The sequence below is a fragment of the Lachnoanaerobaculum sanguinis genome (assembly GCF_033242365.1).
In the GTDB taxonomy this organism is placed as follows: domain Bacteria; phylum Bacillota; class Clostridia; order Lachnospirales; family Lachnospiraceae; genus Lachnoanaerobaculum; species Lachnoanaerobaculum sanguinis.
The window spans coordinates 140,864-166,058 of sequence record NZ_BTHK01000002.1; the positions used below are offsets into that span (position 1 = coordinate 140,864).

Genomic DNA, 25,195 nt, shown 5'->3' on the forward strand with positions numbered 1-25,195 from the left:
AAGATGATATAAAAAAAGAGCTCTTAAAAGAGCTCTTTAAACATATCTATGATTATCTGACTACTGTAACGTTTACGGCCTGTGGTCCCTTAGCACCCTCGGTTAAATCATATTCAACTGAGATTCCCTCATCAAGAGTCTTAAATCCTTCCATGTTTAAATCAGAAAAATGTACGAATACATCACTTCCGCCTTCATCTGAGATGAAACCGTAACCTTTTTGGTTATTAAACCACTTAACTGTACCTCTGTTCATAAATAATGCCTCCAAATAAAAAAGTGTAACTACAGAAAAAAGTTAAATAGCTTGAAAGATTACAGGCTCAAAAATCCTTTTTGGGGGGATAATTGAAAGTCGTTCTTTGTTTAGATGAAAGTAAAACTTTCTATCATCAAGCATTCAAGTGGTAATTTTTATCTGTAATCATATAGTATCACGTAATGTGTATATTGTCAAATATTTAATTAGAGGAGATAGATAATTATGCATAATAACAGTGTATTTAATCATTTAAAGACAATAAATAAACATAAGCTTACTGTAATGGACCTTTGTTTTAAAATTGGTCTAATTAAGCAGGGATTCCTACACGATTTAAGCAAATATTCGCCTGAAGAGTTCCTAATAGGTATAAAATACTATCAAGGAGACAGGAGTCCGAATGCCATAGAGAAGCTTGAAAAGGGATATTCAAGCTCATGGCTACATCATAAGGGAAGAAATAAACATCATTTTGAGTACTGGATTGACTATGGTCCTGACGAAAAAGACGGGCTTATGGGTATGAAAATGCCTTTAAAATACGTGCTTGAGATGTGTTGTGACAGAATTGCGGCTTCAAAGGTCTATTCCGGAGACAGCTATACAACAGATGTTCCATGGGATTATTACAGCAAGAGAAAAGATTATATTGATTTACATAAGGATACAAGAGCCTTGCTTGAAAAAATCCTGCTTATGAATAAGAACGAGGGTGAAAAGAGGGCTTTGGCATATATGAGATGGCTTTTAAAACATCCGTATGTATATTGATTTTATATTATAAATTATATAAAAAATTGAAAATATATATTGAGTTAATACATAAAGTCCTTATAATCAGAATTTATAAGGACTTTATAAATTTACAACCTATTTTAGTATTTTTTGTATCTATTTTCTGAATAATCTAATTATTATTTTAATAGTTTAAAATGTTTGAATATTTCGACCAAGTATTTACCGAAAAACTCTTTGTCATCAAAATCGAGTTTCGCTAAATTTATATATTTTTCTTTTGATTTGTAATCTTTTTTAAATGTTTCATCAATATCCGACATATTAAAGCAGTATATATAATCAGCGGACTGTCTGATATAGGCGGTTTGTCTGGTGGCTTTTTTCTTTACCGCTTTGTCTACAAATTCTCCTATACTTTTATGTATGGCATAATCTTCAATTGTCAGATAATAGTAGTCCTTGTAATTTTCAAAGAAAAATTTTAACTCATCTTTTAATATAGGTATGCTTATTTCCGCTTTATTACCTGAAATATATAATAACACATCGTCGGTGAGTTTCAAATCATGCGGTAGGGTTTCATTGCAGATGTAGTTTAAAAACAGTGTATCATTATTTACATGTCCTGATGTGACAGTAAAGTTTGAGTTAAAAAAATCCGGGTAAGAGAGCATTTCTACAACCTTTAACATACCCAAGAGATCTTCTTCGTTATGCAATAGCAGGGCATGTAAAATGTCCGAATCTTTATTTTGTGTATATCTGTAGTAAAATTCTATAAGTTCGCCTCCGGTATAGATATCCTCTCGATGCAGCCCCAGAAATTCCTCCAATGATTTCTGATTCATTCTTTCAAGCCCGAGAGGTTTCTTTAAATGTCTTATCTTCTTGTAAATATCGATGCTTACATACTCATCAAGCGGATTGAAAAGATAGTATTGCTTGGCACATTCTCTTATATAAGGAAGGTCAAAGCCGTCTCCGTTAAAATGAATCAAAGTATCGAATTTAGCGGCATACTCATAAAATGACTGTAACATAGTCGTTTCATCGGACATATTTTCGGAAAACCATTGCTTAAAGTTTAAATTATCTTTTTCAACACTTATACAGCCGATAAGATAAAGTTTTGAATTTTTCGGACTCAGTCCTGTGGTTTCTATATCAAAAAAAAGTACTTTTTCCGGATTTCCTATTTTTGATAAATCATATTTTATATTGTTTTTAAAAATCTTTGTTATTTCTTTCATACCTGTATTATAATATCCTCGCATGTTTTAATCAATAATTTGCGAAAGTGTGTTCGATTTTGTTTGATTTGTAATCTTGCTATATGATATTATAGTCTTGAGATTAAAATATTGGGAAGAGATATGATTGCATATATAAAAGGAATTGTTGTAGAGAAAAATATTGACAATATAATAGTGGAATGTGCCGGTTTGGGCTATGAAGTATTTGTTTGCGGTAGAGATCTGGAAAATATATCAAAGGGAAAAGATATTGTTATACATACATATTTGAAGATTTCAGAGGATGCACATACATTATACGGATTTTTAGACAGAGCGGACCTTAGTATGTTTAAAAAACTTATAGGAATAAGCGGTGTAGGTCCGAAGGCTGCGCTCAGTATAATGTCGACTTTAAGTACATTTGACTTGAAGATGGCTATAGTTTCCGATGATCACAAGGCGATAAGTACGGCTCAAGGTATAGGACCTAAGATTGCAAAGAGAATAATCCTTGATTTAAAAGAGAAGGTTGATCTTGAAAGTATCACATCCATAGAGAATGAAAAGCCTGTAAACGGCGGAGTGCAAAGTGAAGTTGTGGAAGCTTTGGTTTCTTTGGGATATTCAAGCAGTGAAGCTTATAAGGTGTTAAGAAGCATTGATATAAATGAATCCGATACTACAGAGGATATACTGAAAATTGCGTTAAAAAAGATGGCGATATTCTAAGAATAAGATATAGTGGGCATATAAATGGAAAGAAGAATAATTTCAACTGAAATAACAAAAGAAGATAAGCAGATAGAAAAAAGTCTGAGACCTCAATTTTTAAATGAATATATAGGTCAGGATAAAATAAGAAAAAACCTTAAAATTTATATAGATGCTGCAAAGCTTAGAAAAGAAAGTCTTGACCATGTGCTTTTCTACGGCCCTCCGGGACTTGGAAAGACTACACTTTGTAATATCATTGCAAATGAGATGGGTACAAACTTAAAGGTTACCTCAGGACCTGCAATTGAAAAGCCGGGAGATATGGCCGCTATTTTAAATAATTTAAATGAGGGTGATGTACTCTTTGTGGACGAGATACACAGGCTGAATCGTCAGGTGGAAGAGGTGCTTTATCCTGCAATGGAAGATTTTGCAATAGATATTGTAATAGGTAAGGAAGCCGGTGCAAGAAGTATAAGACTTGATTTGCCGAAGTTTACTTTGGTAGGTGCAACTACAAGAGCGGGACTGCTTACAGCACCGCTCAGAGACAGATTCGGTGTGGTGCAAAAGCTTGAATTTTATACTACAGATGAATTAAAAGAGATTGTAATGCGCTCATCCATGGTTTTGGGAGTGGAAATAGATGAGAGCGGAGCTGTGGAAATTGCAAGAAGAAGTAGAGGCACTCCAAGACTTGCAAACAGGCTTTTAAAGCGTGTCAGAGATTTTGCACAGGTAAAGTATAACGGTGTGATAGATAAAAAGGTTGCGGATTATGCACTGGATATACTTGATGTTGACAAGCTTGGGCTTGACAACAATGACAGAATGATTTTACTCACTATTATAGAAAAGTTTGGAGGAGGTCCGGTGGGACTTAATACTTTGAGTGCGGCATTGGGTGAGGATGCAGGTACTTTGGAAGATGTATATGAGCCATATCTTTTGATGAACGGGCTTATAAACAGAACGCCGGGAGGAAGAGTTGCTACGGAGAATGCATATATCCATCTCGGTATTGAAATGAAAGGTTAAGAATGAATAATGTAGAGCTTTTGGCTCCTGCCGGCTCGTATGAGAGTCTTGTGGCGGCGGTCAATGCAGGAGCGGATGCGGTATATATAGGAGGAAAAAAGTTTTCAGCCAGAGCATATGCCGATAATCCGGAAGAGGATATTTTAATAAAGGGTATTGAATACGCTCATACTTTCGGAGTAAATGTCTATATGACTGTAAACACTCTTTTAAAGGAAAGTGAGATTGGAGAGCTTTTTGATTATATAAAGACTTACTATAATGCAGGTGTTGATGCGGTTATAGTACAGGATCTCGGTGTGTTTGAATTTATAAGGAAGCATTTTCCGAAACTTTCGGTACATGCCAGTACTCAGATGACTATAACGGGAAGCTACGGAGCCATATTCTTAAAAAATCAGGGGGCAAGCAGAATAGTTCCTGCCAGAGAGATATCTTTGGAAGAGATAAGAGACATAGATAAAAAGAGCGATATTGAAATAGAGTGCTTTGTACATGGAGCGCTTTGCTACTCGTATTCGGGGCAATGCCTTATGAGTTCAATGATAGGCGGAAGAAGCGGAAACCGAGGAAGATGTGCTCAAACCTGCAGACTGCCTTATGATGTGTATGAAGGTGATAAAAAACTTAATAAATCCGATGAAAGAAATCTTTTAAGTTGTAAGGACCTTTGCAGTTTGGATATTTTGCCGGATCTTATTGAGGCGGGAATAGATTCTTTGAAAATCGAAGGAAGAATGAAAGCACCAAGATATACTGCAGGTGTGGTAAGTATATGGAGAAAGTATTTGGATCTGTATAATGAAAAAGGAAGAGCCGGATATAAGGTTGAGAAGTCGGACAGAAGGCTTTTGCTTGACCTCTTTGACAGAGGCGGACAGACCGACGGTTATTATAAGGAGCATAACGGTAAGGATATGATTGCTCTGCATGAAAAGCCTGTTAACAAGCAGGTGAACTCAGAGTACTTTGATTATCTTGATAAGACTTTTGTTGAAGGTAAAAAGCAACTCTCCGTTTCAGGCTCAATCAGATTAAAAGAAAATACTCCTATAACATTTGATGTAAGTATAAATAATTTAAAAGAGGTCTATGGCAGAGATAAAGAATCTGACAAGTTTTTAGCTGTAGAAAGTATCGGTGATATACCTCAGCCTGCAAAGAACAAAGCTGTTTCTTTTGAAGATGTGGACAAGCAACTAAAAAAGACGGGTAACAGCAGGTTTTACTTTGAGAATTTAAGTATAGAGCTGGATGATAATCTGTTTATCCCTTTAAAGGCTTTAAACGAGATAAGAAGAGAGGCCTTGGATAAGCTTGAAGAGAAAATTTTAACAAGGTATACAAGAGATGATTCGGATATAAAGGAATACGAAGGATTTATACATCCGATTATAAGTGGTGAGAAAAAAGAATCCGAGAGAGTAAAACTCAATATTCTTTGCGAGAGTATGGACCAGATAGACGGTGCAATTCAATTTGCAAGGGAGGAAGGTATTGTATTTGATGAGATAAGTTTAGAGAGTGAACTGCTTGGATATGAAGGAATCACCGGAAAAATAAATACATTAAAGTCTTATTCAAGCACCTGTAATTTATATATGCCGCATATTTTCAGAGATGAGGCAAAGAAGTTTTTCGACAAGTATTTAAATACTATAAGAGATTTTAAATTTGATAATTTTATAGTCAGAAGTCTGGAAGAGATATTTTATATAAATGATAATATAGACGCTTCGGCAAGCATTATACTTGATTATAATATTTATGCTTACAATAAAAGAACTATAGATTTTTATAATGAAAAGTTTAATGTAAAGAGACTTACATATCCTTTGGAGCTTAATCTGAATGAGATGAAGCAACTTGGAAATCCGGGAAATGAAATGGTGGCTTACGGTAAGATACCTATGATGGTTTCGGCGCAATGTTTAAAGAAAACAACAAAGGGATGCGATCATAAGAAGGAAGTACTTGTATTAAAGGATAGAAAAAACAGTGATATGCAGGTAAAAACACATTGCGATTTTTGTTATAACACAATACTTAATTCAAAGCCGCTTTCAGTTATAGGAATGGAAAAAGATATAAAAAAAATCGCACCGGGGACTTTAAGACTCTGGTTTACCACAGAGAGTGAGAGAGAGACAAAGGCTGTTATAAGAAAATATTTCGATTATTTTATTAAGGGAATTGATGTTGAAAATGTTTCAGATTTTACAAGAGGACATCTAAAAAGAGGCATTGAGTGATATGTTCTTTACTATAGAGCGGCATTAGTTTATACTTCTTTTAGTTATCACTAAAGTGGAGGTGTGGAATGATAGAAGCAACCAGCTGCGGTGGTGTAGTTATATATCACGGAAAGATATTGACCTTGTTTAAAAATTATAAAAATAAATATGAGGGATGGGTTTTACCGAAAGGAACTGTGGAACCGGGTGAAACATTTGAGAAGACTGCACTGAGGGAGGTTTACGAAGAAACCGGAGCAAAGGCTAAAATAGTACAATTTATAGGAACCAGCCATTATACATTTAACACAAGTACGGAGATTATTGATAAGAGAGTACATTGGTTTTTGATGAAGACCGACAGCTATTTTTCAAGACCGCAAAGAGAAGAATATTTTGTGGATTCGGGGTATTATAAATACCATGAATCTTTTCATCTTTTGAAATTTTCAAATGAAAGAATGATGCTTGAAAGAGGCTATAATATGTATATGGAATTAAAAAGGAAAGGGAGATGGGATGATAGATTTTAACAGAGTTTATGTTATGAATTTGGAAAATGCCATAAGAGGCGCAAGAAATCCGATGAATTCATGGGCGAGATCTGACAGTTATTATGATGAAAACGGTCAATATATTTTAGGAGAGAATGATTTATCGCTTGCAAAAAGGCTCAGAAATGCCGGAACAAGCGATCACAGAAAGTATTTAAGACAGGTAATGCTTTCCGTTGATATAACCGCACCTATGTATTGGTGGAAAGAGTACGATACATATAAGGTTGCCACAGTTGCAAATTCCACATCCACAATGCACAAGATTCATTCAAAGCCTTTTGAGATGGATGATTTTTCACATGATCATCTGACTGAGAACGGTCTGAGAGTTTTAAGAGCTCTTGTAGATGAAATGGAAAAAATCAGACTTGAATATGTGGAAACTAAGGATAAGGCACTTTGGTATGACCTTATACAGCTTTTACCTTCAAGCTACAATCAAATGAGAACCTGCACATTAAATTATGAGATACTCATTAATATTTATAAATCAAGAAAGCATCATAAACTTGATGAGTGGAGAAGTTTTTGTGAATGGATAGAGACATTGCCTTATGCAAAGGAACTGATTATAGCTGAGGAATAGAATGAATATAATTGTTTCGGTAGATAAAAAATGGGGAATCGGAAATAAAGGGAAACTCTTGGTTTCGATTCCCAAAGATATGAAACTTTTCAGGGAGGAGACTATCGGAAAGGTGATAATAATGGGACATAATACATTATTGTCACTTCCCGGTTCTCAGCCGCTTGCGGGAAGAGAAAATATAGTTTTATCAAAGGATAAAAACTTAAAAATAAAAGGTGCAAAAGTAGTAAACAGTTTGGAGTCGTGTTTGGAGTACCTCAGAGAAAATAATATAAATGATGAAGATGTTTTTGTTATAGGGGGAGAAAGTGTTTACAGGAATTTCTTGCCCTATTGCAATGTTGCTCATGTTACATATATTGACTATGAGTATGCGGCGGACAGACATTTTTTGAATTTGGATCTGGATAAAGAATGGAATCTTGTCCTTGAAACAGAGGAAGAAACTTATTTTGATATACCTTATACATTCAGAATGTATAAAAGAGTTTAGATAATTTTTTGAAAGGCAAAGAAATGGATAAGAAATTTGATTTATTGACTTTGGGACAGGCGCTTCTAAGACTTTCACCTGTAAGAGATGACAGATTGGTAAGAGGAGATACTCTTATCAGGCAGGTAGGAGGTGCGGAGTTAAATGTTGCTGTAGGTGCATCGCTTCTGGGTTTAAAAACCGGTGTTATAACAAAGCTTCCTTCACATGAAATGGGTCAATATATAAAGAATACTGTCAGATCTTATGGAATCAGTGACGATTATATAATATATGATTCAAACAAAGATGCCAGAGTTGGGATATATTTCTACGAAAACGGAGCATATCCAAGAAAGCCTAATGTAATATATGACAGAAAAAATTCCTGCTTTGAAACTATAAGCGTAAACGAGTTTCCTGAAGATATGTATAAGTCTACCACATGTTTTCATACAACCGGCATAACATTGGCCCTTTGTGAAAAATCAAGAGAAACCGCAATAGAAATGATAAAGAAATTTAAAGAGAACGGATCGATTATATCATTTGATGTGAATTTCAGAGCCAATCTTTGGTCGGGTGAAGAGGCAAGAGAGACTATAGAAAAAATATTGCCCTTTGTGGATATATTCTTTTGCTCCGAGGATACGGCCAGACTTACTTTCGGAAAGACCGGAGATGTAAGAGAAATTATGAAGTCGTTTACCGAGGAGTATCCTATCTCAATAGTGGCATCTACACAAAGAACGGTTCATTCACCGAAGGTGCATGATTTCGGTTCCGTAATATACAATGCTTATCAGGATAAGTATTATACGGAAAAACCTTATAAGGCGATTGATGTTGTAGACAGAATAGGAAGTGGAGATGCATATATTGCAGGAACATTGTACGGTCTTTTGCATTACAGACTTGACTGTGAAAAAGCGTTGGCTTACGGCAATGCATATTCTGCCGTAAAAAACACTATACCGGGCGATGTGCCTTCTTCAAATCTGAATGATATCGACAATATAATTGCGGATCATAATATGACTGACGGCTATAAGTCTGAAATGAACAGGTAGCAAAAAATAACATTTAAGGTTAAATTAGCGAAAAAAATAACGAACTGTTCTTATATATTGCTTTTATTTAGTTTGTTTTTTTTATTTTTTTGTGTTAATATTAAGTTTGAGATTTTATCTATTTGGAGGGATAAGCAATATGTTTCCTATTGTGAAGAAAAGAAAATTAGCTGAAAACATTTATTTATTCGATGTTTTGGCTAAGAGAGTAGCAGCAAAATGTCTTCCGGGAGAGTTTGTTATAGTAAAGCAGGATAAGCAGGGTGAGAGAATTCCGCTTACAATCTGTGACTATGACCGCGAAGCGGGAACTGTTACTATAGTTATTCAGGTTATTGGCGGCTCAACCAGACTGATTGCAGATGAGCTCAACGAAGGTGATGAGTTTATGGACTTTGTAGGACCGCTTGGAAATGCAAGTGATCTTATAGGTGAAGACATAGAGGAATTAAAAAAGAAGAAGATTCTTTTTGTTGCCGGCGGACTTGGTACAGCTCCTGTATATCCACAGGTTAAATGGCTGTTTGAAAGAGGCATTAAGGCTGATGTTGTTCAAGGTGCAAAGAGCAAAGACTTTGTAATTCTTGAGGACGAGCTTAAGTCGGTATCGGATAATTTATATGTATGTACAGATGACGGTTCTTACGGATTTAAGGGACTTGTAACAGATAAGGTAAAAGATCTTGTTGAAAATGAAGGCAAGAAGTATGACCACTGTGTAGTTATCGGTCCTATGATAATGATGAAATTTGTATCACTTCTTACAAAAGAGCTCGGTATACCTACTATCGCAAGTATGAATACAATCATGGTAGACGGTACCGGTATGTGTGGTGCCTGCAGACTGTCTGTAGGTGATGAAATTAAGTTTGCATGTGTAGACGGACCTGAGTTTGATGCACATAAGATTAATTTCAACGAAGCACTTCAAAGATTACAGATCTATAAGACGGAAGAAGGTAAAGAACTTTTGAAGATTGTAGAAGGCGAAACACATCATGGCGGATGTGGCGTATGTGGAGGTGACAAATAATGGCACAGGATATGTGGAAGAAAGTTGCTGTTGCTGAGCAGGAGCCTGAAGTAAGAGCTAAAAACTTTGAAGAAGTATGCCTCGGATATACTGAGGAAGAGGCAATGGCTGAGGCTGCAAGATGTTTCAACTGTAAGAATGCAAAATGTATACAGGGTTGTCCTGTATCTATAAATATTCCTGCTTTTATACAGGAAATATTAAAGGGTGATATTGAAGGTGCGTCAGATGTTATCGCACAGTCAAGTTCACTTCCTGCCGTATGTGGAAGAGTTTGTCCGCAGGAGACACAGTGTGAGGGTGTATGTATCAGAGGAAACAGAGGTGAGGCTGTTTCAATAGGTAAGCTTGAGAGATATGTAGCCGATACTGCAAGAAAAATGGGTATTAAGCCGAAGGCAAATCCGAATAAGAACGGTAAAAGGGTTGCCGTAATCGGTTCAGGTCCTGCAGGACTCAGCTGTGCAGGAGATCTTGCAAAACTCGGATATGAAGTTACCATATTTGAAGCATTGCATGAGCCGGGCGGAGTTTTGATTTACGGAATTCCTGAGTTTAGATTGCCTAAGGATGAAGTTGTTTTACCTGAGATTCAAAACGTTATTGACCTCGGAGTAAAGATTGAGACGGACGTCATCATCGGAAAAACCGTTACAATAGATGAACTTTTGGAAGAAGAGGGTTTTGATGCCGTATTTATCGGTTCAGGTGCAGGTCTTCCTATGTTTATGGGTATTCCGGGTGAGAACGCAAACGGAGTATTCTCGGCTAACGAGTATCTTACAAGAAATAACCTTATGAAGGCCTTCAGAGACGACTATCACACACCTATTATTAAGAGTAAAAAGGTATGTATTGTAGGTGGTGGAAACGTGGCTATGGATGCCGCAAGAACCGCCCTAAGACTTGGAGCCGAAGTACATGTTATATATAGAAGAAGTGAAGCCGAATTACCTGCAAGAGCTGAAGAAGTTCATCATGCAAAGCAGGAAGGTATCATATTTGATATTTTGACAAACCCTGTTGAGATCCTTGAAGATGAAAAGGGTTGGGTAAAGGGCATGAAAGTTATCAGAATGGAACTTGGAGAGCCTGATGCCAGCGGTAGAAGAAGACCTGTAGAGGTAAAGGGAAGTGAGTTCGTTATCGACTGTGATACGGTTATCATGTCACTCGGTACTTCACCTAATCCTCTTATCGCAAGAACTACAGAAGGTCTTGATATCAATAAGTGGAAATGTATTGAAGCCGATGAAAAGACAGGACAAACTTCAAGAAAGGGAGTTTTCGCAGGTGGTGATGCCGTAACAGGTGCCGCTACGGTTATTCTTGCTATGGAGGCCGGAAGAGCCGGAGCAAGAGGAATACATGAGTATCTCTCAGAAAAATAAATATAAAATAATATAAATTAATTGAAGCCTTTATAGTCGTATTTAGTAAATAATAACGGTTATAAAGGCTTTGTTATATCTATTTGTTATACCTGCCATGAAAAAAATATATATGCATTTCAAATGTGTTTATTGACAGAATTATATGAAATAAATATAATGAGGTGAGTTTTATAAAATTTAATTTATGGAGGCATTATGAAGAAAAGAGTATTATTGTCAGCAATGGCATTGACATTCGGATTGGCATTGACAGCTTGTGGAAACGCAGGTTCAGATAAAGCTGCAGATTCAGGATCTAAGGCTGAGACTGAAGCTGCTGCAAAAGTTGACGGTGACGTATTTACAATAGGAACTACAGGACCGCTTACAGGTAGTGCTGCATCTTACGGTAACTCGGTAAAGAACGGTGCTACTATAGCTATTGACGAGATCAATGCGGCAGGCGGAGTAAAGGTTGGAGACAAGACATATAAGCTTGCACTTAACTTCCAGGATGATGAAGCTAAAGAAGATAAGGCTGTTAACGCATATAACAATCTTATGGACAGCGGAATCAATGTATTTATGGGTGCTGTAACAAGCGGTTCATCACTTGCACTTACAGATTTAACAGCAAAGGATAATATTTTACAGATTACACCTTCAGGCTCAGCTAAGGCAATCACTGAGAATCCAAATGTTTTCAGACTTTGCTTTACAGATCCCCTTCAGGGAAAGATGATTGCAGATTTCGTTGTAGATCAGGGATATGAGAGTGTTGCTGTTCTTTACAACAACTCCGACGAGTATTCAACAGGAGTATATGAGGCTTTCAAAGAGGAGCTTAACACAGCCGGAAAGTCCGATTTACTTGTAAATGAGCAGTCATTCACAAATGATGATGTAGACTTTACAACTCAGTTGACACAGATCAAGGCTTCAGGAGCTAAGCTTATATTTGTACCGGGATATTATGAAGCTGCAGCATATATTGTACAGCAGGCAAAGCAGCAGGGTATCGATGCGGCATTTGTAGGTTCTGACGGTTGGGACGGAGTTTTAGGACAGGTTACAGATCCAAGCGCTGTTGAAGGTGCGGTATTCTTAAGTCCTTTCTTGGCTTCAGATCCTTCTGCAGCAGATTTCACAAAGGCGTATGAGACTGCATATAAGGCAACACCTGACCAGTTTGCGGCTGACGGATATGATACTGTTTATGTAATCAAGGCGGCTATGGAGAAGGCAGGAAGCATTGAGAGCAATGACCTTATCAAGGCTATGACCGAGATAGAGGTAAACGGTATCACAGGTAAAGTATCATTCAATGCCGACGGTGAGCCGAACAAGGAGCCTAAGTTTGTTACTATTACAAACGGAGAGTATAAGCTTTTTGATTAATCTATGAAATTTTAAAGAGGACGGGATTATTGTCCCATCCTCTTTTTCTGACATAGACCTCGGAAAGCTTCTAACGTAAGGTAGGAGTTTTCCGTAGTTTAGGTAAAGAGGGGTAAAAAAATGTTAATTAACTTTATTGAACAGTTAATAAACGGATTGAGGACAGGAAGCATTTATGCATTGATAGCTATAGGTTATACAATGGTATACGGTATAGCTAAAATGATAAATTTTGCTCATGGAGATATAATAATGGTAGGAGCATATGCTCTTTATTTTAGTATATCGGTATTGGGTTTACCTGTTCCGGTAGCACTTTTATTAACTGTTATTGTATGTTCCGTTTTGGGCGTTTTGATTGAAAAGATTGCGTATAAGCCGCTTAGAAAAGCACAGCCTTTGGCAGTACTTATCACTGCAATAGGTATGAGCTTCTTTTTACAGAGCAGTTCTTTATTGATGTTCGGTTCAACACCGATACCTTTTCAGTCTGTAATTCCGAACGAAAATATAAAGGTAGGACCGGTTATAATTTCAAGTATTACTTTGGTTACATTGGTAGTGACCGCTGTTGCAATGATTTTACTTACATTGTTTATAAACAAGACTAAGCTGGGTTCTGCAATGAGAGCCGTTTCGGAGGATAAGGGAGCGGCGGAACTTATGGGTATTAATGTAAACAGTACTATATCGATGACTTTCGCAATAGGTTCGGCACTTGCGGCTGTAGCGGGTATTTTGTATATAAGTCAGTACCAGTCTATGAAGCCTACACTTGGAGCGTTGCCGGGTATCAAGGCGTTTGTGGCTGCAGTTCTTGGAGGAATCGGAAGTATACCGGGAGCTATGCTTGGTGGAATACTTCTGGGACTTATTGAAAGTGTGTCCAAGGCATATATTTCAACAGAGCTTGCAGATGCTATTGTTTTCGGAGTTTTGATTGTCGTTTTATTGTTCAGACCTTCAGGACTTTTGGGCAAGAAGAAGATTGTAAAGGTATAGGTGTGGTATGAAGATATTAAATAAAAAAACTATATTTAATATAGCTATAATGTTACTGGCCTATGTATTGGTATTTGCTTTGATAAACTCGGGAATACTCAGCAGACAATATAAATCCTTGATAGTTCCTATATGTGTGAACATAATGTTGGCTGTTTCACTGAATCTTGTAACAGGATTTTTAGGTGAGCTTTCATTGGGCCATGCAGGATTTATGTCAATAGGAGCATATACAAGTGCTTTGATTTCCATCAATACAAGCTTTTTACCTCCGGCGCTGTCCTTTTTTATAGCCGTGGTTTGCGGTTGTATATTGGCGGCTGTTTTCGGATTTTTGATAGGCGTACCTGTACTTAGACTTAGAGGTGACTATTTGGCTATAGTAACACTTGCATTCGGAGAGATAATAAAGTCTGTTATAAATTATCTTAATTTTACGGGAGGATCAAAGGGACTTAGTAAGATTCCTTTATATTCCGATTACAATAATTTTACAGTCGTATTTATCATCATGGTAATATGTATAGTGCTGATTTCAAATCTTATAAATTCAAGAGACGGAAGAGCGATAAAGTCAATTCGTGACAATGATATCGCGGCGGAGTCTATAGGAATAAAGATAAGTAAGTATAAGGTAAGTGCTTTTGTTATAGCTGCAGGTTTTGCAGGACTTGCAGGTTCACTTTATGCTCATAATGTGGGCATTATAAAACCTAATATTTTTGATTATAATAAATCAATTGAGATACTTGTATTTGTGGTTCTTGGAGGTATGGGAAATATTCCGGGTTCAATAATATCCGCAATAATACTTACAGTATTACCTGAGTTCTTAAGAGGTGCGGACAATTTGAGAATGTTGCTCTATGCTATAGTATTGATTTTGATGATGATATTTAATAACAGCAAGTTTAAGGCGAATTTATCACTAAATAAAACCTTTAGGAAACTTGGAAAGGAGGATTAATGCTGGAGTGTAAGAATCTTGGAATTCAATTCGGAGGATTAAAGGCGGTAGACAATTTTAATCTTAATATTGAAAAAGGAATGTTATACGGTCTTATCGGACCGAACGGTGCGGGAAAGACTACAGTTTTTAACCTCTTGACAGGAGTATATAAGCCGACCGGAGGTACAATACGACTTGACGGAAATCTTATAAACGGAAAAACACCTACACAGATCAATAATATGGGTATTGCAAGAACCTTTCAGAATATTAGACTTTTTTCAAATATGTCGGTTCTTGATAATGTAAAAGTGGCATTGCATGAAAAGGTAAAATATCCTCTGCTTACATCCATGACTCATATGTTCGGATTTTCCAAAAAGGAAAAGGAAATGGATAATCTTGCTTTGGAGATACTGGATGTATTTTCACTCGGCTCTAAAAAGGATGTATTATCCGGAAATCTTCCTTACGGCGAGCAGAGAAAGCTTGAGATAGCAAGAGCTCTTGCTACAAGTCCTTCTTTGCTTTTGCTTGATGAGCCGGCGGCAGGTATGAATCCTAATGAGACGGAAGAACTGATGGAAACTATCAGAAAAATAAGGGATATGTATAATCTTACAATTCTCTTGATTGAGCATGATATGAAGCTGGTGGCTGGAATTTGTGAAAAACTTACTGTACTTAATTTCGGTACCGAGCTTGCAAGCGGAACACCGAGTGAAGTGCTTAATAATCCTGATGTAATTACAGCATATTTGGGAGAGTAGGAGGAACGATGGAAATATTAAAAGTAAAAGATCTTGTCGTGAACTATGGAATGATCAAGGCTGTAAAGGGTGCAAGTTTTTGCGTCAATCAAGGTGAAATAGTTGCTCTTATAGGTGCAAACGGTGCGGGTAAAACTTCTATTTTGCATACGGTTACAGGACTTCTCAGTGCAAAAGAAGGGAGTATCGAGTTTGACGGCAAGGATATAACCAGGACCAAAGCACATGATATTGTTAAGCTCGGAATGGCACATGTGCCTGAGGGAAGAAGAGTTTTCGGAGATTTGACGGTAATTGAAAATCTGAAACTCGGCGCATATATAAGAAATGATAAGGCCGGAATTGAAGAGAGTCTTGAGAAAATTTATAAGAGATTCCCAAGACTTTTTGAGAGAAAGACTCAGGTTGCAGGCACACTTTCAGGCGGTGAGCAGCAGATGCTTGCAATGGGAAGAGCTCTTATGAGTAATCCTAAAGTCATTGTGATGGATGAGCCTTCAATGGGTCTGTCACCGCTTTATGTAAATGAGATATTTGATATTATAAGAGAAATCCATGAGAGCGGTACTACGGTACTCTTGGTTGAGCAAAATGCAAAGAAAGCGCTTAGTATTGCCGACAGAGCCTATGTTCTTGAAACAGGAAATATAGTTCTTGACGGAGATGCAAAGAAACTTATGGATGATGACAGTGTAAAGAAAGCATATCTTGGGGAATAAAAAAGGACACATAAGTGTCCTTTTTTATTCCATGCCTCCGAGAAGTCTTTTCATAATGTACTGATAGATATCCTGACTGCATGAGCGCCAATTGTTTTTCATAATATTGGCCTGTTCTTCATCAGGGGAATTTATTTCTATATTTATAAGTGGGGTTTTACCTTCTAAAACTTCGCAGTGTACAATCAGGTCGTTTCCCGGAAGCTTATAATATTCTGCTGTAGTGGAAACTTCATTTCTCATACGGAATTTATTTGTCTGTATAAACTCGTTTATATCTGTAATTATAGCCGGAGAGATCTGTTTCTCAAAAAAAGAGAGGGCTTCCTTGCCTTCTTTTGTCATTTCATATCTGGAATTGTTGTTTATATTCTCGACACTCAGTAAGTTTGATTCCAAAAGCTCTGAAAGAGCCTGCTGGACTATAAAATATGTAGTATATTCTTTACTGACAAAAAAGTCGGATATATTTGAGTTTGTAAGTGGGAACTTAACTTGTTTTAACATATATAGTATCATTAACTTATATAAAGTCATCGGTTCTGAGAGCATCGTCGGACCTCCTGTGTAATATAAAGATTTTACAACAAATGGGATATTATGTAAAGTGTAATACATTACCGGTTATTTTATTCGATTGTCTGTGGATTACTAACTGCCGATTAGATATAGAAATTCATTATTATTTATGATAAAATGTAGGTTATGGTTTATGGAAGAGGTGTATAAATGAGAGAGCGAATCAATCGTTTGGCAAAAGGGATTATTGAAGAAGAATTACCTATATTGGTCTGTGAGCCGGATAATATAGAACTGCCTATAAAGATGGATGAAGCCGTTCGCTTTGAAATAGAGGTACGAAGTGACAACAAAGTACCGCTGAGAGGAGTGGCATATTCCGACAATATAAGAGTAAGAGTGGTCGATGCAACTTTTGGCGGAATAAAGAACAAAGTTGTACTTGAGATCAACTCGAAGAATTTGAGCGGAGAAGAAAAAATAGAGGGTATTATAACTTTGGTAACAAATGCCGGAGAAAGAGATATACCCTATACTTTTTATATAAAAAATACCGATACTGTACTTGTGCTTGAGTCATTAAAGACAGTGGACGATTTTATGGTCATTGCAAAGGAAGACATAAATATTGCATTGGCTATTTTTATGTATAAAGACTTTTGTAAGTCAGGTTTTATGAAAGATCTGAGATATCAAAAGATTTATGAGGTACTTAATAAGGGTAATAACTTCAGATTAAACCTTGAAAATTTCCTGCAGGCTGTGGGAAATAAAGAAGCAGTGAATTTTTTGCTTGAATCGGATTCGCTTTATTTAAATACAGTAGAAGAAGATAAAGTTTATACCGTCAAAGTTCACAAAGAAAACTGGGGTTTGCTGGATATTGACGTATCAACAAATGCAGGTTTTATTAAATTAAATACGGATAAAATTAAAAACGAAAACTTTGAAGATAATACTTTTGAACTGGGATTTACTATAGATTCCGAACTCTTGCAAGACAGAAAAAATGTTGCGAGTATAAGGTTTGGTAACGGTTTAAATGAAAAATATCTTGAAGTTGTAATAAATAAAAATCTTGAAAAAGAATATCAAAGAGAAGCAAGAATATTTGAAAGAAAACAGTGGATCAGTTATGTAAAGCTTAGAGTTGAGCATGAACTTTGCAGCGATAAAATTGAAAAAAATGAGATTTTATTTAAAATGCTTGCGGTACTGGACAGATTACAGGCAAGTACATACAGGAGTTTTTTGGTAAAGCTTTTAAAGGCTGAAATATACCTGATGCAGGGAGATAAGGCTACGGCAAAGTCTATTATCAACAGTCTGGATTCAAAAATAAAAGAGAACAGGCACGAACTCAGAGATGAGTATCTGATTTTAGAATACCTGGATACATATATGTATCCGGATGCCGAAAAGATGAGAGATCTTACAAAGCTTATCAAGGATTTATATAAGAAATATCATTCAAACATTGAATTTATGCTTGTATTAAATCTTGATGAAAGTCTTGCAGACAACCCGGCGGAAAGACAGAAGTTTTTGAAGAGAGCCTTTGAGCTTGGTGACAGGTCAAAAATATTGATGATGGAATATGCTCTTTTACTCTGTAAGAATCCACATCTTTTGACAAGCTGTACAAGATTTGAAGTGTTGGCGCTTAGCTTCGGTATAAGGAATAATCTTATATCGGTTAATCTTTCGGAGAAAATACTCTCCGTTGTAAGAGAGACAAAGAAAATTAACGGAGCTATATTAAATATTCTTCTTTCAATATACAATGCATTGCCAAGCAATGAACTTCTTATAGATATATGTGAGATTTTTATAAAAGGTAATGTAAGAAAAAAGTATGTAAATGCATGGTACGAAAGATGTATTGAAAAGGGATTGCCGGTGGAAGGCATATATGAGTATTTTGTTTACTCGCTTCCGGAAAAATATGATTTACCTATACCTGAATCTGTGCTGAAGCATTTTGAAAGAATAAACTCGATGGCTGATGACTTTAAGGTGAAGATATTTGAAAATATCGTAGAGTTTTATCCACATAACAGTGAAGTATACAGAGAGTTTATAAAGAGAATAAAGATTTTTACCATTGATAATGCAATGAAATTGAAAATGGATGATCATCTTATAAATATCTATTCCGGAATTCTTGAAGATGATGATATAGATGAAAGATTGGCAAAAATCATTCCGTTTTTAATGAACTCATATGATGTGAGAGTGCCTGAAGGTAAAGCGGGTTCTATAGTGGTTGTATATCCGGAACTGAACGGTGAAAAGAAATATGAACTTGTGAATAACAGGGCTTTTGTAGCACTGTATTCGGAAAATGCAATTATCCTTGTAGAGGATTGTGAGGGCAACAGATATTATCCAAAAAATTTGACTGTAGATAAGATATTCCATATGCAAAATCTTATAGACAGGTCTTATGAGTTGGATAAAAATCATGATATGCACAGGCTTGAGATGCTTGGAAAGATTGCAAAAGAAAGTGAAATCAGTGATGAAGATATAGTTTTAATAGAAGGTGTATTGGATGAAATAGACATTGATTCAAGATTTAAAAATATACTTTTATCAAAGCTTATTGAACATTTATGGAAAGCTTCAGAGAAGGAAGAAGAGATTAACTTTAAGCTTCTATATAAGACGGCGGAGATGAATTTGGATGAAGACAATATTTTTATGTATTGTGATACATTGATGAATATCGGAAATGTAAAAGAGGCAATAGATGTAGTTAAATTCTTCGGAGTCGATAATTTTAAAAAAGATGAATTACTTAAGCTCATTATTAAGGCAATTGACGATGAAGCATTTAATCAAAATAAAATACTTGCTTTGATGGCTTTTAATCTTTATAAGGATGAAAAGTACACAGATAAAACTTTGGAATTTATTGCAAAGGTATACAACGGAAAAACACAAAATATGTTGGATTGTCTGAAATTATGTGTTGAGAAAAATATAGAAACATATGATTTTGAAGAAAGATTGCTTATACAAATGCTTTTTTCAAATCAGACAGCAGATTTGGATGAGGCTTTCGGAATTTATACTGAGAGAAAAAGAGTTACGGATATAATCATAAGAGCATATTTTACTGTAAAGAGTGATTTATTCTTCATGAATGATGAAAACATAAAAGACAATATATTTGAGTATCTGGAAGACGGACTCAGTGATGTTGACGATATAAAGGAGTTTCCGAATATTTATATGCTGGCATTGTCAAAGTATTATTCAAAAAAGGATAATCTTAACTTTAAGCAGACAAGACTATGTGAGCAGATAGTAAATAATCTTTGCGATATGGGAATGGTATTTTCGTATTTTAAAAATCTGTCAAAGTTTGTACCTGTTGAAAGAGATATACTGGAATCTGCTTTTGTTGAATACAAGGCAAAGAAAGATTCGGTTATATTGAAGTCAAGAATTTTTCCTTTAAGTGATGATTTTATTGAGGAGGAGTTTCCCAATATCTATAAAAATATATTTGTTAAATATAAGAAGATTTTTTCTGACGAGATATGGGAATATCAGATTCTTGAAAATGAAGACGGCGATATGAAAGTTTCAGTAAATGACTGTGTTCAATTCAGTAAAGGGGATAATGCCGGAGAGAGCAGGTTTATTCTTATAAATGATATAGAGGAACTGCCAAAAGACAAAGAGAAAGAACTTAAGGAAAAATTGACCGAGTTTGTGTATAAAGACGAGTTGGTAGCTAATTTATTTACACTGATATAAAAAATGAAAGGAATGTAAATCATATATTTACATTTGATATTTATATAAAATGGGAGATACGATGAATCCGAAGGTACTTGGAATCGCTTTATCGGATATAAGTACAAATCTTATATTTTACCCTGATGATGAAGCATTAATTTTCCCCACTGTGATAAGCAAAAAAAAGGGTGAAGATGCCTGGGTAGTGGGTGAAGATGCTTATGCTTTGGCATTGGACGGAAAAGGTATAATTACCGATAAATTATTAAAATTGACAAGAAAAGACGGTATAGCAACCATTGACGGTACAAGATATGAAGGAAAAGAAATATTAAAGATTTACTTCAGAGAAATAATAAATGCCGGAATGGAAAAATTATATAAGGAAAAGCCTGAGGAAGTAGTTGTAGCTATGGCAGGTTTGGAAGAAGAGATAGTCGGTGATATAAGGGAGGCCTTTGTAGGGCTTGGATATCAACCGAACCATATACATATAATAAGCAAGGAAGAAAGCTTTATCTATTTTGTTCTTTCATTAAAAAAAGATATATGGAACAATAAAGTGGGAATGTACGATCTTTCGGATGTAAGTCTTACATACTATGAAATGCTTGTAAACAGAAATTCAAGGAAACTGCTTGTTAATGCGGAGTCCGAAAATATGGATGAGGCTTTTAACTTGCAGATACTTAATAATCCTTCAGGAGCCAAGCTTGCAGATAAGATTTTGACTTCAGTTGCCGAGAAAGTAATGGATAAGAAAAAATTTTCATCTATTTTTCTTACAGGGCAGGTATTTGCGGAACATGAGTGGGCAGACGGATTTATAAGTTACCTGTGTTCAAGAGGTAAGGTATATCTTGATACAAATATTTTCGCAAAAGGTGCGGCATTTAAAGGTGTTGACCTTGCAAGTGAGAACTCCATATATAATTTAACTGCACTTTGTGAAGGAAGACTGAGGTCGGATGTTTTTATAAATGTGGAGAACAACGGTAAAGACGGAAAGATATACCTTGCAAAGGCGGGAGACTTTTGGGGTGAACCGGATACCGAACTTTTAATGATACCGGATGAGAAGGAAGTAATAGATATCAGTGTGGTAGGTGTTGACGGTAAGGTCAAGAAAAACATTCCTATTGTATTGGACTTTCTACCAAAAAGGCCTATAAAGACCAGAAGATTTTATTTCAGAACAAAATTTCGGGATGATAAAATCATGGATGTCGAAATTGAGGACGCAGGCTTTGGAGATATGTATCCGCCTACCGATGTAAAGAGAAATATCGAGGTAAATATATGGGATTGATACTGTGTGAAGCCTTAAAAGTAAAAAAGCCTTTCCATATAGAAGTATTATCGCTTGATATACACAGTTATGAAGAGTTATGCTATATAATATTTGAGAATCCTATTTTAGTCACCGAGGGAATAGTAAGTGATACCTTGGTTGAATTTATAAGGGATGAGTTGAATTTGGAAGTCTTAGCCGATAATGTGAAAAGGAAAATGTCCAACGGAACGGCTGATGAGGATATTTTGGTATATATCATTGATTCATGCAGTCTGTACAATAATGCCGAGACAATTATTTTCAGAAATGTCATGGGAAAGATAAAGAAAATGGCGGTACATGAAGTTGCCAAGCAAAGAGCGGACTATATGTTTTATATAGGAAAGTATGATTTGGCAAAAAAGTACTATCTGGAAATCCTTGATATGGATACAAAGGCTGAGAACGGTTTTATTGGAAGTGTGTATCATAATCTCGGTGTTATTTATGCAAATCTCTTTTTGTATGAAGAGGCTTTGGATGCGCTGAAAAAGTCATATGAACTTACAAATGATGATGTGATTTTGATGGAAATATATTTCCTTAAAAGAATATTTACAGCATCATATGAAGAAGACAATGATGAGGAAATGAGTAAACTCTTAAAAGCCGGTTTGGCAGGCGAAGCAAAGAAAGCTTTTGATATAGCATTGGAAGGCGTTGGAGAAAGTGAAAGAATAAAGAATATAAATTCTATATTCGAGACGGAAGATACGGCAAGGAAGAAAAAAGTTTTAGATGATTATATCGCTGATTTAAAAGCGGATTACAGAAATATGAAATAAGGCAGGTAGATATGAAAGAATTGGAAAAGACATACAGCCCCGAAAAAATCGAGGGCAGAATATACAAAAAATGGTTGGAAGAAAAGTATTTCCATGCAAAGGTAAATAAGGATAAAAAGCCTTTTACAATTATAATGCCGCCGCCGAATATCACAGGTCAGTTGCATATGGGACATGCACTTGATAATACCATGCAGGATATCCTGATAAGATATAAGAGAATGGCCGGATATGAGGCACTTTGGCAGCCGGGAACGGACCATGCGGCTATTGCAACAGAGGTAAAAGTTATTGAAAAGCTTAAAGCCGAGGGCAAGGATAAGCACGAGCTTGGAAGAGAAGGATTTTTAAAGGAAGCTTGGGCATGGAGAAATGATTACGGTACAAGAATAATCAATCAGCTTCAAAGACTTGGTTCATCTGCAGACTGGGACAGAGAAAGATTTACCATGGACGAACAGGGACAAAAGGCTGTAAAAGAAGTTTTCCTCAGATTGTATGAAAAAGGCTATATTTACAAGGGTAACAGGATTATAAACTGGTGTCCTGTTTGTAAAACATCCATTTCAGATGCCGAGGTTGAACATATTGAGATGGACGGTAATTTCTGGCATATAAAGTATCCTGTTGTGGGAGAAGAAGGAAAATTTGTCGAGATTGCTACAACAAGACCTGAGACACTTCTTGGAGATACTGCGGTTGCGGTAAATCCTTTGGATGAAAGATATAAGGATATTATAGGTAAGAAGCTTGTTTTACCGCTTGTAGGAAGAGAAATACCTGTAGTAGCGGATGAATATGTTGATAAAGAGTTCGGAACAGGATGTGTAAAGATAACACCTGCACATGACCCTAATGACTTCGAGGTAGGAAAGAGACATAATCTGGGCGAAATTAATATAATGCATGATGATGCAACTATTGATATGCCGGGAAGCAAGTATGACGGACTTGACAGATATGAGGCAAGAAAACTTATTGTAAAGGATCTTGAAGAAGCAGGTCTCTTGGTAAAGGTGGTTCCTCACAGTCACAATGTAGGCAGACATGACAGATGTAAGACAGTTGTAGAGCCGCTTATAAAGCCGCAGTGGTTTGTGGCTATGAACGAGATGGCAAAGCCGGCTATAAAGGCGATTGAGACGGGAGAACTTAAGTTTGTACCTGAAAGCTATGCAAAGACATATTTGCATTGGCTTGAAAATATAAGAGACTGGTGTATCTCAAGGCAGCTGTGGTGGGGACATCAGATACCTGCATATACATGTGAAAAATGCGGTGAGATAACTGTTGCCGGAGAGAAACCTGAAAGCTGTCCGAAATGCGGATGCCATGAGCTTGTACAGGATGAGGATACTTTGGATACATGGTTTTCATCAGCACTTTGGCCTTTCTCAACACTTGGATGGCCTGAGGATACCGAGGAAATGAAGTATTTCTATCCTACGGATGTTCTTGTAACAGGTTATGATATTATTTTCTTCTGGGTGGTAAGAATGGTGTTCTCAGGCTATGAGCAGACCGGAAAATCACCTTTCCACACGGTTCTTATCCATGGACTTGTAAGAGATTCCGAGGGTAGAAAGATGAGTAAATCTCTCGGTAACGGTATCGATCCGCTTGAGGTAATAGACAAGTACGGTGCGGATGCACTCAGAATGATGCTTATTACAGGAAATGCACCCGGAAATGATATGAGATTCTACTATGAGAGAGTGGAAAGTGCCAGAAACTTTGCAAATAAAATCTGGAATGCCGCAAGACTTATCATGATGAACATAGGTGAGGACAAGCCGGGTAAAATAGACAGTTCAAAGCTAATGCTTTCAGATAAGTGGATACTTTCAAAGGCAAACAAACTTATAAAGGAAGTTACAACAAATCTTGATAAGTTTGAGCTTGGTATAGCACTTTCAAAGATATACGACTTTGCATGGGAAGAGTTCTGTGACTGGTATATCGAAATGGTAAAGGTAAGACTCTGGAATAAGGAAGACGAAACACGAGATACTGCGCTTGCAGTACTTACAGAAGTTTTAAATACTATTCTAAAGCTTTTACATCCGTTTATGCCTTTCATAACAGAGGAAATCTATTGTACTGTAAATGAAGATGTAAAGAGTATAATGATTGAGCCTTGGCCGGTAGAAAATCCCGAATACAATTTTGAGGATGATGAAAATAAAGCCGAGCTTATAAAAGAGGCCGTAAGAGCAATAAGAAATGTAAGAGCATCTATGAATGTACCGCCTTCACATAAGGCAAAGGGAATTGTCGTAAGTGAAAGTGAAAAGATAAGAGATACATTTGAAAGTGCCGGAGATTTCTTTAAGCAGCTTGCAGGACTTGATAAGCTTATAATAGATTCGGATGACAGTACTGTTGAGAAGGACTCTGTAAGAGTTGCAATACCGAATGCATCCATATGTTTACCTTTAAAAGAGCTTGTAGATATTGAAAAAGAAGTTGAAAGACTGAAAAAAGAAGAAAAGAAGCTTATAGGCGAGGTGGCAAGATCAACAGGTATGCTTTCAAATGAGAAGTTTGTAAGTAAAGCGCCTCAGGCAAAAATAGATGAAGAAAAGAAAAAGCTTGAAAACTATGAGCAGATGCTTTCACAGGTAAGAGAGCAGCTTGCAAGATTAGCCGACTGAT

General features: G+C 36.3%; 22 protein-coding genes. 19 read left to right on the forward strand and 3 right to left on the reverse strand.

Annotated features, from left to right (window positions below; all coding sequences use genetic code 11):
- Window positions 1-52: 52 nt before the first annotated feature.
- Window positions 53-256: a cold-shock protein gene (locus SBH76_RS01950; protein WP_007592698.1), complete on the reverse strand. Its 204-nt coding sequence runs from the start codon at window positions 254-256 to the stop codon at window positions 53-55.
- Window positions 257-484: 228 nt separating this feature from the next.
- Here SBH76_RS01950 and SBH76_RS01955 point away from each other — a divergent pair, with 228 nt between their 5' ends.
- Window positions 485-1,033, forward strand: a complete 549-nt coding sequence (locus SBH76_RS01955) for a DUF5662 family protein (RefSeq protein ID WP_317976595.1) — start codon at window positions 485-487, stop codon at window positions 1,031-1,033.
- 143 nt (window positions 1,034-1,176) lie between these two features.
- Here SBH76_RS01955 and SBH76_RS01960 read toward each other — a convergent pair whose 3' ends face one another.
- Window positions 1,177-2,250 carry a ribonuclease H-like domain-containing protein gene (locus SBH76_RS01960; protein ID WP_317976596.1) on the reverse strand — a complete coding sequence of 358 codons (1,074 nt, stop codon included), beginning with the start codon at window positions 2,248-2,250 and terminating at the stop codon, window positions 1,177-1,179.
- A 123-nt stretch (window positions 2,251-2,373) separates the two neighbouring features.
- Here SBH76_RS01960 and ruvA point away from each other — a divergent pair, with 123 nt between their 5' ends.
- From ruvA to SBH76_RS02030, 14 genes are all read left to right on the forward strand, one after another.
- Entirely contained in the window at window positions 2,374-2,964 is a 591-nt protein-coding gene (gene ruvA / locus SBH76_RS01965; RefSeq protein WP_317976597.1) for a Holliday junction branch migration protein RuvA, read from the forward strand.
- 24 nt (window positions 2,965-2,988) lie between these two features.
- The gene (gene ruvB / locus SBH76_RS01970) at window positions 2,989-3,987 is read left to right on the forward strand and encodes a Holliday junction branch migration DNA helicase RuvB (protein ID WP_317976598.1); all 999 of its coding nucleotides are present in this window, start codon (window positions 2,989-2,991) and stop codon (window positions 3,985-3,987) included.
- Between the two features lie 2 nt (window positions 3,988-3,989).
- The gene (locus SBH76_RS01975) at window positions 3,990-6,239 is read left to right on the forward strand and encodes a U32 family peptidase (RefSeq protein ID WP_317976599.1); all 2,250 of its coding nucleotides are present in this window, start codon (window positions 3,990-3,992) and stop codon (window positions 6,237-6,239) included.
- A 68-nt stretch (window positions 6,240-6,307) separates the two neighbouring features.
- The gene (locus tag SBH76_RS01980) at window positions 6,308-6,754 is read left to right on the forward strand and encodes an NUDIX hydrolase (RefSeq protein ID WP_009664109.1); all 447 of its coding nucleotides are present in this window, start codon (window positions 6,308-6,310) and stop codon (window positions 6,752-6,754) included.
- Window positions 6,741-7,364: a hypothetical protein gene (locus tag SBH76_RS01985; protein ID WP_317976600.1), complete on the forward strand. Its 624-nt coding sequence runs from the start codon at window positions 6,741-6,743 to the stop codon at window positions 7,362-7,364. Before SBH76_RS01980 ends, SBH76_RS01985 begins: the two co-directional genes overlap by 14 nt.
- Before the next feature lies 1 nt (window position 7,365).
- A complete protein-coding gene (locus SBH76_RS01990) occupies window positions 7,366-7,860 on the forward strand; it encodes a dihydrofolate reductase (protein WP_317976601.1) in 495 nt (164 codons plus the stop codon).
- Between the two features lie 23 nt (window positions 7,861-7,883).
- A complete protein-coding gene (locus tag SBH76_RS01995; RefSeq protein ID WP_317976602.1) occupies window positions 7,884-8,909 on the forward strand; it encodes a sugar kinase in 1,026 nt (341 codons plus the stop codon).
- Window positions 8,910-9,048: 139 nt separating this feature from the next.
- On the forward strand, window positions 9,049-9,942 hold the full coding sequence (locus SBH76_RS02000) for a sulfide/dihydroorotate dehydrogenase-like FAD/NAD-binding protein (RefSeq protein ID WP_007592676.1): 894 nt from the start codon (window positions 9,049-9,051) through the stop codon (window positions 9,940-9,942).
- Window positions 9,942-11,333 carry an NADPH-dependent glutamate synthase gene (gene gltA / locus SBH76_RS02005; protein ID WP_007592674.1) on the forward strand — a complete coding sequence of 464 codons (1,392 nt, stop codon included), beginning with the start codon at window positions 9,942-9,944 and terminating at the stop codon, window positions 11,331-11,333. The genes SBH76_RS02000 and gltA overlap by 1 nt, the downstream gene beginning before the upstream one ends.
- Window positions 11,334-11,531: 198 nt before the next feature.
- A complete protein-coding gene (locus SBH76_RS02010) occupies window positions 11,532-12,713 on the forward strand; it encodes an ABC transporter substrate-binding protein (RefSeq protein WP_317976603.1) in 1,182 nt (393 codons plus the stop codon).
- Window positions 12,714-12,833: 120 nt separating this feature from the next.
- A complete protein-coding gene (locus tag SBH76_RS02015; protein WP_317976604.1) occupies window positions 12,834-13,715 on the forward strand; it encodes a branched-chain amino acid ABC transporter permease in 882 nt (293 codons plus the stop codon).
- Between the two features lie 7 nt (window positions 13,716-13,722).
- Window positions 13,723-14,682, forward strand: a complete 960-nt coding sequence (locus SBH76_RS02020) for a branched-chain amino acid ABC transporter permease (RefSeq protein WP_317976605.1) — start codon at window positions 13,723-13,725, stop codon at window positions 14,680-14,682.
- Window positions 14,682-15,434, forward strand: coding sequence for an ABC transporter ATP-binding protein (locus SBH76_RS02025; protein WP_315086938.1), 753 nt, complete (start codon window positions 14,682-14,684; stop codon window positions 15,432-15,434). The genes SBH76_RS02020 and SBH76_RS02025 overlap by 1 nt, the downstream gene beginning before the upstream one ends.
- Window positions 15,435-15,442: 8 nt before the next feature.
- Complete coding sequence (locus SBH76_RS02030) at window positions 15,443-16,153, forward strand: ABC transporter ATP-binding protein (protein WP_317976606.1); 711 nt, start codon at window positions 15,443-15,445, stop codon at window positions 16,151-16,153.
- Window positions 16,154-16,177: 24 nt separating this feature from the next.
- Here the strand turns inward: SBH76_RS02030 and SBH76_RS02035 are convergent, their stop codons facing one another.
- Window positions 16,178-16,705, reverse strand: a complete 528-nt coding sequence (locus SBH76_RS02035; protein WP_007592661.1) for a DUF4364 family protein — start codon at window positions 16,703-16,705, stop codon at window positions 16,178-16,180.
- 177 nt (window positions 16,706-16,882) lie between these two features.
- On the opposite strand from SBH76_RS02035, the gene SBH76_RS02040 reads away from it, so the two are divergent.
- From SBH76_RS02040 to SBH76_RS02055, 4 genes are all read left to right on the forward strand, one after another.
- Entirely contained in the window at window positions 16,883-20,440 is a 3,558-nt protein-coding gene (locus SBH76_RS02040; protein ID WP_317976607.1) for a DUF5717 family protein, read from the forward strand.
- Between the two features lie 61 nt (window positions 20,441-20,501).
- Window positions 20,502-21,731, forward strand: a complete 1,230-nt coding sequence (locus SBH76_RS02045) for a DUF5716 family protein (protein WP_317976608.1) — start codon at window positions 20,502-20,504, stop codon at window positions 21,729-21,731.
- Window positions 21,722-22,540 carry a tetratricopeptide repeat protein gene (locus SBH76_RS02050; RefSeq protein ID WP_317976609.1) on the forward strand — a complete coding sequence of 273 codons (819 nt, stop codon included), beginning with the start codon at window positions 21,722-21,724 and terminating at the stop codon, window positions 22,538-22,540. Before SBH76_RS02045 ends, SBH76_RS02050 begins: the two co-directional genes overlap by 10 nt.
- A gap of 11 nt (window positions 22,541-22,551) precedes the next feature.
- Window positions 22,552-25,194, forward strand: coding sequence for a valine--tRNA ligase (locus SBH76_RS02055; protein ID WP_317976610.1), 2,643 nt, complete (start codon window positions 22,552-22,554; stop codon window positions 25,192-25,194).
- Window position 25,195 lies beyond the last annotated feature (1 nt).

What these genes read in the sequence shown, in the direction of transcription:
- SBH76_RS01960 (WP_317976596.1), bottom strand. Translation starts at nt 2,250, where the DNA reads ATGAAAGAAATAACAAAGATTTTTAAAAACAATATAAAATATGATTTA.
- SBH76_RS01980 (WP_009664109.1), top strand. Translation starts at nt 6,308, where the DNA reads ATGATAGAAGCAACCAGCTGCGGTGGTGTAGTTATATATCACGGAAAG.
- SBH76_RS02050 (WP_317976609.1), top strand. Translation starts at nt 21,722, where the DNA reads ATGGGATTGATACTGTGTGAAGCCTTAAAAGTAAAAAAGCCTTTCCAT.
- SBH76_RS02030 (WP_317976606.1), top strand. Translation starts at nt 15,443, where the DNA reads ATGGAAATATTAAAAGTAAAAGATCTTGTCGTGAACTATGGAATGATC.
- SBH76_RS01990 (WP_317976601.1), top strand. Translation starts at nt 7,366, where the DNA reads ATGAATATAATTGTTTCGGTAGATAAAAAATGGGGAATCGGAAATAAA.
- SBH76_RS02010 (WP_317976603.1), top strand. Translation starts at nt 11,532, where the DNA reads ATGAAGAAAAGAGTATTATTGTCAGCAATGGCATTGACATTCGGATTG.
- gltA (WP_007592674.1), top strand. Translation starts at nt 9,942, where the DNA reads ATGGCACAGGATATGTGGAAGAAAGTTGCTGTTGCTGAGCAGGAGCCT.
- ruvA (WP_317976597.1), top strand. Translation starts at nt 2,374, where the DNA reads ATGATTGCATATATAAAAGGAATTGTTGTAGAGAAAAATATTGACAAT.
- SBH76_RS02055 (WP_317976610.1), top strand. Translation starts at nt 22,552, where the DNA reads ATGAAAGAATTGGAAAAGACATACAGCCCCGAAAAAATCGAGGGCAGA.
- SBH76_RS01985 (WP_317976600.1), top strand. Translation starts at nt 6,741, where the DNA reads ATGATAGATTTTAACAGAGTTTATGTTATGAATTTGGAAAATGCCATA.
- SBH76_RS02000 (WP_007592676.1), top strand. Translation starts at nt 9,049, where the DNA reads ATGTTTCCTATTGTGAAGAAAAGAAAATTAGCTGAAAACATTTATTTA.
- SBH76_RS01995 (WP_317976602.1), top strand. Translation starts at nt 7,884, where the DNA reads ATGGATAAGAAATTTGATTTATTGACTTTGGGACAGGCGCTTCTAAGA.
- SBH76_RS02045 (WP_317976608.1), top strand. Translation starts at nt 20,502, where the DNA reads ATGAATCCGAAGGTACTTGGAATCGCTTTATCGGATATAAGTACAAAT.
- ruvB (WP_317976598.1), top strand. Translation starts at nt 2,989, where the DNA reads ATGGAAAGAAGAATAATTTCAACTGAAATAACAAAAGAAGATAAGCAG.
- SBH76_RS02015 (WP_317976604.1), top strand. Translation starts at nt 12,834, where the DNA reads ATGTTAATTAACTTTATTGAACAGTTAATAAACGGATTGAGGACAGGA.
- SBH76_RS02040 (WP_317976607.1), top strand. Translation starts at nt 16,883, where the DNA reads ATGAGAGAGCGAATCAATCGTTTGGCAAAAGGGATTATTGAAGAAGAA.
- SBH76_RS02020 (WP_317976605.1), top strand. Translation starts at nt 13,723, where the DNA reads ATGAAGATATTAAATAAAAAAACTATATTTAATATAGCTATAATGTTA.
- SBH76_RS01955 (WP_317976595.1), top strand. Translation starts at nt 485, where the DNA reads ATGCATAATAACAGTGTATTTAATCATTTAAAGACAATAAATAAACAT.
- SBH76_RS01975 (WP_317976599.1), top strand. Translation starts at nt 3,990, where the DNA reads ATGAATAATGTAGAGCTTTTGGCTCCTGCCGGCTCGTATGAGAGTCTT.
- SBH76_RS01950 (WP_007592698.1), bottom strand. Translation starts at nt 256, where the DNA reads ATGAACAGAGGTACAGTTAAGTGGTTTAATAACCAAAAAGGTTACGGT.
- SBH76_RS02025 (WP_315086938.1), top strand. Translation starts at nt 14,682, where the DNA reads ATGCTGGAGTGTAAGAATCTTGGAATTCAATTCGGAGGATTAAAGGCG.
- SBH76_RS02035 (WP_007592661.1), bottom strand. Translation starts at nt 16,705, where the DNA reads ATGCTCTCAGAACCGATGACTTTATATAAGTTAATGATACTATATATG.